The sequence below is a fragment of the Ensifer adhaerens genome (assembly GCF_002940685.1).
GTDB lineage: Bacteria > Pseudomonadota > Alphaproteobacteria > Rhizobiales > Rhizobiaceae > Ensifer > Ensifer adhaerens_E.
Window position 1 is genome coordinate 92,355 of the sequence record NZ_PNFP01000010.1, and the last position, 12,671, is coordinate 105,025.

General features: G+C 62.6%; 10 protein-coding genes. 5 read left to right on the forward strand and 5 right to left on the reverse strand.

Features of this window, described 5'->3' with window-relative positions:
• Nucleotides 1-66 precede the first annotated feature (66 nt).
• From C1A35_RS20005 to C1A35_RS20020, 4 genes are all read left to right on the forward strand, one after another.
• Nucleotides 67-1,365 carry a GDSL-type esterase/lipase family protein gene (locus C1A35_RS20005; protein ID WP_234822918.1) on the forward strand — a complete coding sequence of 433 codons (1,299 nt, stop codon included), beginning with the start codon at nucleotides 67-69 and terminating at the stop codon, nucleotides 1,363-1,365.
• 336 nt (nucleotides 1,366-1,701) lie between these two features.
• Nucleotides 1,702-2,100 (forward strand): hypothetical protein, encoded by a 399-nt coding sequence (locus C1A35_RS20010; protein WP_104665997.1) that lies wholly within the window; start codon nucleotides 1,702-1,704, stop codon nucleotides 2,098-2,100.
• Nucleotides 2,101-2,166: 66 nt separating this feature from the next.
• Nucleotides 2,167-3,414, forward strand: a complete 1,248-nt coding sequence (locus C1A35_RS20015) for a hypothetical protein (protein WP_104665998.1) — start codon at nucleotides 2,167-2,169, stop codon at nucleotides 3,412-3,414.
• 25 nt (nucleotides 3,415-3,439) lie between these two features.
• Nucleotides 3,440-4,513, forward strand: coding sequence for an SGNH/GDSL hydrolase family protein (locus tag C1A35_RS20020; protein ID WP_104665999.1), 1,074 nt, complete (start codon nucleotides 3,440-3,442; stop codon nucleotides 4,511-4,513).
• Nucleotides 4,514-4,664: 151 nt separating this feature from the next.
• Here C1A35_RS20020 and C1A35_RS20025 read toward each other — a convergent pair whose 3' ends face one another.
• From C1A35_RS20025 to C1A35_RS20035, 3 genes are all read right to left on the reverse strand, one after another.
• Nucleotides 4,665-7,649, reverse strand: a complete 2,985-nt coding sequence (locus tag C1A35_RS20025) for an autotransporter outer membrane beta-barrel domain-containing protein (protein WP_104666000.1) — start codon at nucleotides 7,647-7,649, stop codon at nucleotides 4,665-4,667.
• A 186-nt stretch (nucleotides 7,650-7,835) separates the two neighbouring features.
• The gene (locus C1A35_RS20030) at nucleotides 7,836-9,230 is read right to left on the reverse strand and encodes an NAD(P)/FAD-dependent oxidoreductase (protein ID WP_104666001.1); all 1,395 of its coding nucleotides are present in this window, start codon (nucleotides 9,228-9,230) and stop codon (nucleotides 7,836-7,838) included.
• A gap of 13 nt (nucleotides 9,231-9,243) precedes the next feature.
• The gene (locus C1A35_RS20035; protein WP_104666002.1) at nucleotides 9,244-9,621 is read right to left on the reverse strand and encodes a cupin domain-containing protein; all 378 of its coding nucleotides are present in this window, start codon (nucleotides 9,619-9,621) and stop codon (nucleotides 9,244-9,246) included.
• A gap of 385 nt (nucleotides 9,622-10,006) precedes the next feature.
• On the opposite strand from C1A35_RS20035, the gene C1A35_RS20040 reads away from it, so the two are divergent.
• Complete coding sequence (locus C1A35_RS20040) at nucleotides 10,007-10,891, forward strand: helix-turn-helix transcriptional regulator (protein WP_104666003.1); 885 nt, start codon at nucleotides 10,007-10,009, stop codon at nucleotides 10,889-10,891.
• 54 nt (nucleotides 10,892-10,945) lie between these two features.
• Here the strand turns inward: C1A35_RS20040 and C1A35_RS20045 are convergent, their stop codons facing one another.
• Both C1A35_RS20045 and C1A35_RS20050 read right to left on the reverse strand, forming a co-directional pair.
• A complete protein-coding gene (locus C1A35_RS20045) occupies nucleotides 10,946-11,740 on the reverse strand; it encodes an ABC transporter permease (RefSeq protein WP_104666004.1) in 795 nt (264 codons plus the stop codon).
• Nucleotides 11,741-11,750: 10 nt separating this feature from the next.
• Entirely contained in the window at nucleotides 11,751-12,668 is a 918-nt protein-coding gene (locus C1A35_RS20050; RefSeq protein ID WP_104666005.1) for an ABC transporter permease subunit, read from the reverse strand.
• Between the last annotated feature and the right edge of the window lie 3 nt (nucleotides 12,669-12,671).

Below are 12,671 nucleotides of genomic sequence, written 5' to 3' on the forward strand. Positions count from 1 at the left end.
TTCGTAGATTTCGTTCAAGGAAATATAGCTATGAATTCAAGAAGGGTTGCGGCGATACTGTGTGGAGTGCTCGCCGTCTATCTGCTTCTCAGCCCGATATACGCGCTATACCATTTCAAGGAATACGCCTCTTCGATCCCGTTGATTGCGCGCTACGTCCTTGCGCCAGTCGTACTGGCACTCTTCTTCCTTGCCGTCGGCCTCTTTGCGAAGCCGTCCGTCGCTCTCACTGCTGGCGTCTATGCCTTAAGCGTTCTTGGTGGGCTGTTCCTATTTGAAACCCTGCTGACATTGCGCTCCGTCCCGGTTCGCATGTCTATGCTGGGACAATTGTCGCCCGAGCAGAGCGCCGCTATCGCGCGGGAGGGTGACGTCGTGCGCGGCTTTACCTTGCCGCAGCTCAACAGACTGTCTGATGTCAAGGACCTGAACCGTGCCGTTCTTTCCGGGTTCCCTGCGCAGCAGGTCATTCTTTGCGCGCAACCGTCCAGTGTCGTCAGCTACAGGGCAGACCGCTATGGCTTCAACAATCCGGACTCGGTTTACGATAGCGGCCGGATAGACGTGATGCTGCTCGGCGACTCCTTTGTCGAAGGTTTCTGCTTGCCGCCAGGCGTCGATCTCGTCTCGCAGCTGCGCCAGAAGGCCGTCTCGGCCGTCGGCTTCGGCATTCGGGGCAGTGGCCCTCTAACAGAGCTCGCAATGCTAGGGCGGTTCGGTCCGATGCTCAGGCCACGCCATGTTCTCATTGTGTTTTTTGAGGGCAACGACTGGCGAAATCTGGAGGGAGAGCTCTTGATTTCATGGTTGCGTTCCGCCCTTGACGAATATGCCGATTTTGGCACGCCGCAAAGCGCAGGCGCGGCAATGCTTCGAGCAAGGGCCGCCATCGGCGAACTCAACCGCCAGCCCATAACGGTGGCGGACCTGCTTGCAAGGACCGAAGTGCTGCGCAACTTCTTTGCCCTGCAGCAGACCTTTGCACGGCTCGGGTTGAATTTTCCGGGGGCGACGCAGGATATTCCAGAGTTTAGGCATGTCCTTCGGCGGTCAAAATCGATCGTGCAGAGTTGGGGCGGCTCGCTCCAGCTCGTCTATGTGCCGAGGGTCGATCGGTATCTGGGCGCTTTTTCCGCTCGCTCCGCTTTCGAGCCGCTGCGCTCGCTGGTCGCGCGAGGTGCGGCCAGCGAGGCTGTTCCCCTCATCGACCTTTCGACCGCTTTCGAAGGGCGTCCTCGGCCACAGGAGTTGTATGGCGCGGATGGTCACTTCAGCGACAGCGGCGCAGTGTTTGCAGCCGAGATCATCGCCCGCCACATCCAGGATGGGTCGATCGCCGATGCTGCGGTTCGAGAGGGGCGATAGAACGGCAATCGCGATCTGCCGCCCGCGTTGCTGCCCATGACCTTCCGACAATTCGCCGTACATCATGAAGAAACAAGGCTGGAGTATATCCATCTGGATATATTCAGAATGAAAATCCTGAGATAGAGTTCGGAATTGTAAGGCGTATCCGGCAGAGAAGCGAAATCGCCGAAGCTCATGTCGCTGTATAAAAAATAGATTATTGGTGTCGTAGTCAAAAAATATTCACGGTGTTCTTCTCTGCTTCGGAGGGCCACTATGCATGTTCAAAGTGTTATTGAAATAGCGCAAACAGACGGTCGGATTCCGGTCGAGATAATCATAAAGGGTTATCGTTTGAGCCAGAAGCGGCTTACCGTCTTCGTATTGAACGAGGTGACGCCGGCCGCGGTCAATCGCGTGCTCGATCCCGTGGTGCCGACGTTACCTCTTCTTATTCCCGGCGTGCTCTACGTCAAGATTTCAGATGATGCCCGCGTGCGCGAGGCCGTCGAGACCGCGGAGGTCGTCTACGCCGCCACCAGTCTGTTTCGCGACCTGTTGACCGGTTACGGGATCTTGCCCGGCCTGCTCCGGCCGGTCGAACTCCTGCGACCGGGTTCCTCCAGGTGCACCGGGCCCGCGGACGCCGGCGAACAGAAGCGTGCGGCGTCTCCGGCGAAAGTGCCGAGGCGGACGACCACCTATCTCGCCAGCCTAGTGCGGTCCTACTGGCGCGAAGCCGGAAGCGGCTGAGTTGGGCGGTGCGGCATTAACCCCAAATGTTTCAACACAGAGCGTACGATCAAGATGTCAGCCGACATGTCCCGAAAAGCCGAACGTCCGGATGCGCTCAATCTCAACAATCCGACGGCTACGCCTTCGGATTTCCTTGACCAAGACAGGCCCCGGTCGAATGGGATCCTGCAGCGCATGCGCCGTTCGCGCAACTTCGGCGGCGTGATGGATGGGCTGATCATCGTCGTTTCCGGCATTGCCGCCATTCTGATCTGCGAGACGGTGTTGCGGTTTGTGCCGAGCCTCCAGTCGCCGGTCGGCGAGGGCGAATATGTCTATTGCGGCGTGCCGCGGGCGCGCCACCAGTCACACGCGCTGTATGGCTACACCGAAATACCGGGCAACAGCTATTTCGAACGCTTCAGCCCGTTTGACCCGTGGAACCATATCCAGATCAACAGCGACGGCTTCCGCGACAATGCGACCGGCAACGGCGCGCCGATCCTGGTTCTCGGCGATTCCATGGTGCGCGGTTCGCTCGTCAAGGAGAGTGAGACCTTCAGCGCGCTTCTGAACGCCTGGCATCCGCAACTCCTCTTCAAGAACTACGGTACCGGCGGCTACGGCCAGCCAAACGAGATCCGGCTCTACGAGGACAAGGGTCCCACCATTCCGCACAAGCTGGTCGTCGTCGGCCTTTCGCTCAGCACCGATGTCGAGGACAACGCCGAGCGGGCCGTGCTGACGCCATCGTCGGCCGAGATCACGGTCGAACCGGCGGGGACTGGAGCGAAGAAGCCCAGCCTCGCTCTGCAGGCGCACCTGTACCTGTGGCAGAAAAGCAAGCTCTACAATTGGTTCTATCTGACGCTGCTGCGGCCCTATATCGGCGACAGGGCGTCCCGGCGGGACATGGACCAGGCGATCGAGCTGACGCGTCGGCTGTTCGTGCGGCTTGCAGGCGATGCGTCAGCGAACGGTGCCGAACTGCTCATCGTTATCCTGCCCGGCTGGGCGGAACTTGCGGGCCGCGACGACGGTCTGCAGCCGACAAAGCAGCGCGAGATGGTCAAGGCATTCGCCGCCGCGACACCAGGGGTTTACGTGGTCGATCCGACGGCGAAGCTCGCTGCCAGCGACCCGATGAAGACCTATGGCAGCGGCGACAAGCACCTGTCCCCGCTCGGGCATTTCGTCGTGGCCGTGGCGATCGACAAATGGCTGCTCAACAGCTGGCGCGGCGGCCAGGGCCTCACGACTGCCAAGCATGAATTCGTTCAGAGCGCTGTGGTCCAGCCTGATTGCCTGCAGCTTTCGCAGGTCGCGCCGTGATCGGCGGACCTGAAAGGAAGATCAGATGTACACCAATGCATCCAGAGCCGAACCGAACAGCGGCCGGAAATCTACCATTCTCAGGCGAGCACCACTCGCTGTGCTCGCGACGGCGTTCAGCCTCGCTCTCTTCGGTCTGATGATCGAAGGCATGGCGCGTACCGTCTTCGACAACGGCATGGATTTCGACCTCGAGATGTGGAAATACGCCCGCGACCTGAAACGCGTCAGCGCCGAGCCGGCGATCGGCCACGAGCACATTCCGAACTCTATCGGCGTCTTCATGGGTGTGCCGGTGAGCATCAACTCGATTGGCCTGCGCAACAGGGAAGTCGGCCCTGTTGCCGACGGGACGACGCGGGTGGTGATGCTCGGGGATTCGCTGACCTTCGGCTGGGGCGTGAAAGAGGAGGATACGCCGTCCAGGCTGCTGGAAACGGTCCTCAACGGTGGCACCACCGGGGCGCGCAATTACGAGGTCATCAACACCGGCGTCGGCAACTACAACACGCAGATGGAAGTCGCCTACTTCATGACCAATGGCTTCGAGCTCAAGCCCGATGTCGTCGTTCTCAACTATTTCATCAACGATGCCGAATCGACACCGCGCCGTCGCGAGGTCGGCTGGGGCGAATATTCGCAGGCCTACGTCATCCTTGCGTCTGCCATCGACAAAGTCTCGCGCATCTTCCTCGGCCGGGCCGACTGGAAGGGCTATTACCGGGGTCTCTATGAAGACGGGCAGCCCGGTTGGGCGGAAGGGAAGGAGGCGATCAGGCTGCTTGCGAGCTTCTGCCGCGAGCGCGACATCAAGCTTGTGGTCGTCAACTATCCCGAACTGCATGAACTCAAGAACTACCCCTTCCCGGAGGTCACCGGTGCGGTCGAGACGCTGGCCCAGGACGAGGATGTTCCCTTCCTCGATCTTCGCCCGTCGGTCGAGGATCTCGTACCGGAAACGCTCTGGGTGTCGCCGTCCGATGCTCACCCGAACCGGATCGCCAACGAGCGCTTCGCCGAGGCGATCGCCGGAATGTTGGAACGCTCCTACCCGACGCTCTTCGCCGAGACCGGATCGGTCGCCAACGTCCAGCCGTGAGGCGACCGCGATCGGCCGTTGCGTAGCTTCATGCTCGGCGGTTCGCCGCTAGAGCATGTCGCGCAAAGAGCGCGGCGGTTTTGCGACAACGACATGCGCCAAATCAATAACTTAAGCGCACCGAGCGTATCTGAAAGATCGCGAGGCGCTTTTAGAAATCCACGATCAGGTTTGCGCGGCCGGCACTCGAGCGTGCGCCGTTTCCGAATTCGCCGAGATAGGTGATCGCCAGCCGCGCGGATTTGGAGAGGCGGGCGGAGATGCCTGCCTCCATCACCACGGCATCGCGCGCCATGGGAACGCCGGCGATGGTGAAGGGGGTGGCGCCGGCAAAGGCAAGCCGCGCGGACGGCGCAATGTCGCCGCCGGCGTGGCGCCAGCCGAGCATGCCCGAGGCGGAGACCGGGACCTGGCTTGCCGGCAGGTCCGCCCACCAGCGCACGCCGATGGTTGTCAACGTGGCGTCGTCGTCGGCGTCATCCGCCGACAGCGCCGCCGAACCGCCGGCCTCCCTGAACTGATCGGTATCGAGATAGACATAGGCAAGGTTCGCGAACGGCTGCAGCCGGATGGCGTCGGCGTCGAGGGTGACGGAAAGGTCGGCAAACACCTGGGCAACGCTGCTGTCGTAGTCGGCAGTCAGCCGATCGCTGAACGAGCCGAAGGCAAGGTCACGCTCGGACGAGACTTCGTTATGGGTGTAGATCGCGCCGCCTGCAAGGTTCAGCGCCCCGATGTTCCCATATCCGTAGAGGCCGGCATGGTAGGCATCGACACGCGCCTGCGGCTGAACGGTGAGATGGCTGTAGCCGAGGATCCCGCCGAGGCGCCAATCGTCGGAAACCGACGTATCGGCGCCGACGAGGACACCCGCCGTGCGGCTATCGATAGCTGCTGCGTTGCCGTCACCGGACAAATGGCCCGCGCCTGCAAACCCCGACGTCCAGAAGACAGCGTCCTCGGTTTCCTGAAGGGTCGAGACGGCCGAGCCCGCGCGCTCCAGAATGGCGTCCCGCGGAAAACGGCTGTCCCACATCAGCGCGCTCTTGACCGAAGCGTGGACCTCGCCGCTCAGTTGGGAAAAGGCGCTTGCCGCCGTTGCATCATCCAGCGAGAGCACGGCCAGCGTGAGCGGGCTCGTGATGCCCAGCGCTTCGACAGCGCTTGCCGCTGCGCGCCCGTTGGCGGTTTCTGCGAGGTCCGCGAAGGCAACGTCGTTGCGGTCGAGCCTCAGATCGATGCCGGTGGCGCCATAGGTCAGCGTCGGCGACAGGAACGCAAGATTGCTCGTCACCGCGTCGAACCGGCCGCTGACAGTGCCGGCAGAAACGATCGTGTAGCTCGTCGACGGGTCATAGACGCCGCTGCCGGCGAGGACCGCCAACCTGCCGCCCTCAAGCGAAAGCGCGCCCGAAACGGCCAGGCGGTCTGATTGCCCTGCCGCATCCACATCGACCTGATAGATCGAGCCCGAACGGAACGTCAGGTCGCCGTTGACGGTGGCAACCGCGATGCCGGGGCCGGGAGAGACCACACCACCGGCATTGATCGTCAGGCCGCCAACGATGCCGCTGCCGGACAAGAGACCGCCGTCGAAGATCTCGACCGTCCCGGCGACCGTACCCTGATTGACGAGCGCGCCGCCCGTGATGCTTGCCGGACCGCTGATCGTGCCGGTGTTTTCAAAGAGGCCGCCGCTACTTGCAAGCGAAGCGATGGTTCCGTCGTTCGACCCGGTGCCGGCGTTGGAAACTGCCCCGGCAGTCGCGCCGCTGTTGTTGGTGAACGTGCCGTTGGCACCGATCTCGACGTCGGCGAGCGCCGCATTGTTGACGACGCTGCCGCCGGCAACGGTTGTCTTTCCGGTCACCGTGCCGTTGCCGTTGTTGGTGAAGGATCCGCCATCGTTGCGCACGGAAGCGATGGTTCCGGCATTCGAAAGGGTGCCGGCGTTGGTGACGTTGCCGGCCACGGCGCCGCTGTTGTTGACGAAGGCGGCGGCGGCCGCGACATCGGCGTCGGTGACGACAAAGTTGTTCGTCACGGAGCCGCCTGTAACCGTCGTCTTCCCGGTGACTGTGCCGCCGGCATTGTTGGCGAAGTTTCCGGCTGTGTTGGTAAGTCCGGCGATCGTGCCGGCATTCGACGCGGCGCCGCTGTTGGTGACGGCTCCTGCGCTCGCGCCCGAGGTGTTCGTGAAGGTGCCGCCCGCGCCGACGGTGACCGTACCGAGGGTCGCGTTGTTGGTGACGGCGCCGCCCGAGACCATGGTTTCGCCGGTCACTTCGCCGCCGAAATTGTTGGTGAAGCTTCCGGCGTCGTTGCGCACCGATGCGATGGTGCCGGCGTTCGAGACCGTCCCGGCGTTGGTAATCGCTCCCGCCGTTGCGCCATTGTTGTTGACGAAGGCGGCCGCTGCCGCGACATCCGCGTCGGTGACGACGAAGTTGTTGGTGACGGTTCCGCCCGCCACCGTCGTTTTCCCGGTGATCGTGCCGCCGGTGTTGTTGGTGAAGTTCCCCTGGGTGTTCGTCAGCGAGCCCATGGTTCCGGCGTTGGAGGCGGTGCCGGCATTCACCGTCGCGCCGGCGACGGCGCCGGTGTTGTTCACGAAAGTGCCCCCGGCCGAAACGTTGACGTCACCGACCTGGCCGTTGTTGGAAAGCGACGTGGCGCTGCCGACGCTGGCGCTGTCCAGCGTTCCGTTCACCGACACGTTGCCGCTGTTCAGCGTCAGTCGTCCGTTGAGGTCCCCATCGATCGACAGGCTGCCGCCGTTCAGCTCGACATTGGAGGTGAGTGCGCCGCCTGCGTTGATGCTGACGCTTCCGGAATTGATCGTGCTGCCGTTGGTGACGGTCAGCGCTCCGGTGTTGGAGATAGTGACATTTCCGCCGTCGACGCCAAGCTGGCGGATCGTACGGCTGTCGTTGACCTGCGGAGAGCCGGTTTTGACCTCCGCTGCGTCGTTTGCGCCGGGCAGGGCGGGCGCCCAGTTCGCGCCGTTGCCGAACTCATTGTCGGCTCCCCCGGTCCAAACGGTCTGGGCAAGCGCCGGCGTCGAGAGGGCAAGAGAGGCTAGTGCCGTGAAAAGGCCGAGGCGTTTGGAAAGGACCGCGAGCGGTGTTTGTCGCATGGGTGCCGCCGGTGCTACGAACGCTCGCGAATCAGCCAGCGGAATGGGTAGCTTTGGCTATCTAATCATGGTTAACGATTTACTACCACCTTTGCTCCCGGGCCAGATGGGACACCGCCATCGCCCGGTGGCAGAGCCGAAAGTTTCGGCTCCGCTTGCCCCTTGAAGCCGCCGGAAAACGTTTGCTCAACTGAGCGGGAAGCCCATGGCCGAGACCATCTTGAGCCAAGGCCTGCGCCAGCCGCCGGACTTGTCGGCGGTGTCGAGCGCATACATGGTGATCTGCGCGCCGAGCCAGCGGAACGGCTCGGGCGGGATCGTATTCGGAAGGCTGGTGGCGAAATCGAGCCGGCTCTCCGGGGTCTTCGAGCCGTCGAGGATATCGAGCGCGATGCGTGCGCCGAAACGTGATGCCGAGACGCCGAAGCCGGAATAGCCGCCGGCATAAACGACCTTTTCGTCATGGTAGCGCTGGAAGTGCACGGCCATGCGGGTGCTGAGATCGATCGGCCCGCTCCAGGCATGGCTGAAGCGCAGGCCTTCGAGCTGCGGGAAGGTGTCGAAGAAAGCGGCGGCGAGCGGCTCATAGGTATCGAGCTCCCTGTCGACCGACGGGAACGGATCGCCGGCAAAGGCATAGGCGAGGCGTCCGCCGAAGATGATCCGGTTGTCCTTGGTGAGCCGCATGTAGTTCATCTGGGTGCGGGTGTCGTAAACACCCTGCCGGTGGCTCCAGCCGATCGAAGCCATCTGGTCTGCCGACAAGGGCTCCGTCGCCAGCACCCGATCGCGCACGGCGACGACCCTGTTTTTGATCTTCCTGTGGCCCGAGACAAAGGCATTGGTGGCGAGCAGCACCTTGGGCGCGGTCACGCTGCCGGAAGGCGTATGCGCCTTCATCCGGTCGCCGAGGTCTTCGAGGCCTGTCAGCTCGGTGTTTTCGAAGATCCGTACGCCGAGCGTGAGCGCGACCCGCTTCAGTCCGAAGGCAAGCAACGCCGGATGCACCGTGCCGCAGATGTGCTTCGACCAGACGCCGGCCTTGTAGCGCGGCGAATTGATCTCGGCGCGCACCGCGCTCTGATCGAGGAAGACGGCCTGGTGGCCATATTTCAGATGGAGTTCGTGCTCCTCGTGCAGCGCCTCGATATGGGCGTCGTCGACAGCGACGGTCAGCTCTCCGCCCCATTCGGCATGACAGTCGATCGCATGCTCGTCGAGCGTCGCAAGGAAGCCGTGCATGTTCTCCTGGCCAAGCTTCTCAAGCGCTGCGATATCCTTGGGGAAGATGCGAACGGCGTTCGAAAGGCCGTGCATGACGGAGGTCGAAACGACGCCGCCCGGACGGCCGGATGCGCCATTGGCGACCGATCCCTTCTCGATCAGCACGACGTCGATTTCCGGCTGGCGCTGCTTGGCCTGGATGGCGCCCCACAACCCGGTAAAACCGCCGCCAACGACGAGCAGATCGGCGTTCAGATGGCGCGCCAGCCGTTCGCGAGCCTCGGGCGCATCCGGCCGGTCGAGCCAGAAGGGCGTCATCGTCACATCTGCAAGGGCTTTGCTTCTGACCTTGGTCATCGGGCGCCTCACATCACTTCGCGGCGGGTGCGGTGTAGAGGACGTAGACCTTGCGCATCGTCTCCAGCACCTCGAAACGGACCTCGATACCGGCCGGCAGGACGTAGCTTTCGCCAGCTGAAAAGGTCTCGACGGATCCATCGGGATTGGTAATCGCCACCTTGCCCGAGAGGATGACGCTGTATTCGTTGCCGTCGGGATAGGACAGCATTTCCGCGTACGGCGTCGACTGCCAGGTGCCGATGACCACGGCCTTGTCGGGGCTTTCGAAATGAACATCGCCGAGCTCGTCCGCAAAGCCCGAAAGGATCGCCTCCGGCGGCACGACGCTGCATTTCTCAAGGGCGTTGAGGCCGACACCATCGCGCCCGAGTTTGATGACCTTCGACATGTTCACTCCAGTTCAGAAAGACGAGCGCCAAGTCGATCGGCCGCGCGCCAGGGTTTCGTTGCTTCAATCTTCTGCGGAAAGACGGGATGCCCGAGATCAATATGCCGTCTCGACAGTCACGTGCCGCCTTGCCTGCCGCGGATCTACTGTGCGGCTTGCATCATTTTTCTAGGCGTCGGTATCGCTGCCCGGAATACGCCAAAGGGCTAGGTTCGCTCCTCGGCGGACCATCCGCGCCGCGCCGCAAGGCCTTGCCCCGCCGGGTGTCGGCCACCTATGCCGTTGTTTTGGTTCGCCAAAAGATAGTTTTGGAAAACCCGTAGTGAAAATCCGTTACTTGCGGCGAACCCAACCTTCGCCTAGTCTGCGCTTGGAGGAGAACAGCATGAACGACGATACGATCATCAAAGTCTGCGCCCCGGCGCAGCGGGCGTCCGGCGTGGGCGACCTGGCGCTGTCGCTTATGGAGGGGGTTGGCCGTTCGGATTTCCAGGACCGGCTGGCCCAGTCGCTGAAGCGTCACATCACGATCGATGCAGGCCTGATGCTCCTCTATCGACGCGACGCAGCGCCGAAGATCCTGTTCAACGACTGGCGCACGGACAGGGGGCTGTCGGATATTCGCGCCTATCTGCAGGGGCCGTACCGGATGGATCCGTTCTACCGGCTGGCGCTCGACAATGGCGACGACGGACTTTATCGCCTGCGGCAGATCGATCCGTCCTTCGACCGGTCGCAATATTACCGCGACTACTACCGGCATTCCGGCCTGCACGACGAATTCAACGTCTTCATCGGCATTGACGCCGACACGAAGATCGCGATCTCGCTGGCACGGCGCCATTCGCATGCGGCCTTCAGCGGCGAAGATCAGGATTTCCTGCAGAAAGCGGCGCCGCTCATCAGCATGGCCGTGCTTCGGCATTATCGCGATCTCAGGCCCGAAGGCCTGGGCGACGACGGCTCGCCGCTGCAAAGCGCCCTGGCGCAGGCGGTCAGGAACTTTGGCCGCAGCCTGCTCACCGATCGCGAATGCCAGGTGGCGCAGATGATCCTGCGTGGTTACTCGGTCAAGGGGGCTGCCGAAAAGCTCGGCATCTCGCCGGCGACCGTCAAGCTGCATCGCCGCAATCTCTACGCCAAGCTCGACATCACATCGCAGACAGCACTGTTCTCGCTGTTTATCGACGCCGTGTCGTCGGCAAGCAACGCCTTTGAAGATCCGCTGGCCACATATCTTTCGCCGGGCGGCGCGCTGAGGCCGCACTGAGCCAGCGCGTTACGCCGGCAATCCCGGGAAGAACTGCTCTTCCCGGGAACTGTTTCAAGCGGCAGTTACCCGTTGTTCGGAACGCCGCGAGACCAGTTGCGCGGCCACCAATCCAAGCACGACGATGCCGAGGATGATCGTTGAGATCGCGTTGATCTCTGGCGTCACGCCGAACTTGATCTGCGAATAGATCTTGATCGGCAGGGTCGATGCACCCGGGCCGGTGGTGAAGCTCGATATCACCAGATCATCCAGCGACAGGGTGAAGGAGAGCAGCCAGGCGGAGACCAGCGCCGGGATCATGTTCGGCAAGGCGACGCTGACGAAGGCCTTGGCCGGCGGGCACCCGAGGTCGCGGGCTGCCTCTTCGAGCGAGGGGTCGAGCTCGACCAGCCGCGACTGCAAGACGACGGTTGCAAAGCAGAGCGTGAAGGTGGTGTGGGCGAGCGTGATGGTCAGCGGCCCGCGATCAATCCCGAGCGTCACGAACATCAGAAGCATCGAGACCGCCATCACCACTTCCGGCATGACCATCGGCGCAAGCAGCATACCGTTGAGCAGCGCCCGGCCGCGGAACCGCCGCAGCCGCACCATGACGACCGCCGCAAGCGTGCCGAGAATGGTCGCGGCCGTCGCCGAGACCGCGGCGACCAGGAAGCTCACCTTCGCGCCTTCGATGATCGAGGGGTTGGCAAGAACGGTCGCGTACCATTGGGTGGAAAATCCGCCCCAGACGGTCACCAGTTTCGAGCCATTGAAGCTGTAGACGACGAGGACCGCGATCGGCAGGTAGAGGAAGGCGAGGCCGAAGAGGATCGACAGCCGATTGAACCAGCTTGGTTTGGTCATGGCGATCTCCTCAGCCTTGCGCGCGCGCCTGGCGCGACTGGAAATAGACGATCGGCACGACCAACAAAGCGAGCAGGACGATCGTCACGGCGGCCGCCGTCGGCCAGTCGCGGTTGTTGAAGAATTCGAGCCAGATGGCGCGGCCGATCATCTGTGTGTCGGCGCCGCCGAGCAGATCCGGGATGACGAACTCGCCGACGACGGGGATGAAGACCAGCGCGCAGCCGGCCGCAACGCCGGGCAGGCTCAACGGGAAGGTGACCCGCCAGAAAGCGGAGATGCGCGAGCAGCCGAGATCGCGCGCCGCCTCGATCAATGTCTTATCGGCGCTGCTCAAGGTCGAGTAGATCGGCAGAACCATGAAGGGCAGGTAGGTGTAGACGATGCCGATATAGATCGCCGTCTCGGTGTTGAGGATGCGCAGCGGTTCGCTGATCAGGCCGATCTTCAACAGGAGCGCGTTTAGCAGGCCGTCGTTCCTGAGGATGCTCATCCAGGAATAGACGCGGATCAGCATCGAACTCCAGAAGGGGACAATCACCAGGAAGACCAGCAGCGAGCGTGACGACGGCGAACAGGAGGCAATGCCGTAGGCGAGCGGATAGGCGATGAAGAGCATGGCGGCGGTCGAGATCGCCGCGATCTTGAGGCTCGTCAGATAGGCGAGCAGGTAGGTGTCGTCGGTGAGAACATAGAGGAAGTTCTCGAAATTGAGGCGCAAGTTCAGGATCGAGCCGTCCCAGGCGGTCAGCGGCTCGAAAGGGGGCATGCCGAGGCGCACGGTCGAAAGGCTGATGCCGGCGACGAGCGCGAAGGGCGCGAGAAACAGCACCAGAAGCCAGGCATAGGGAATGGCAATCAGCAGGCGTTTGCCCCAGTTCGTCGTTGCGGAAGGGGTGGCCGCGGGAGCGATGGCGACAGAAGACATGGT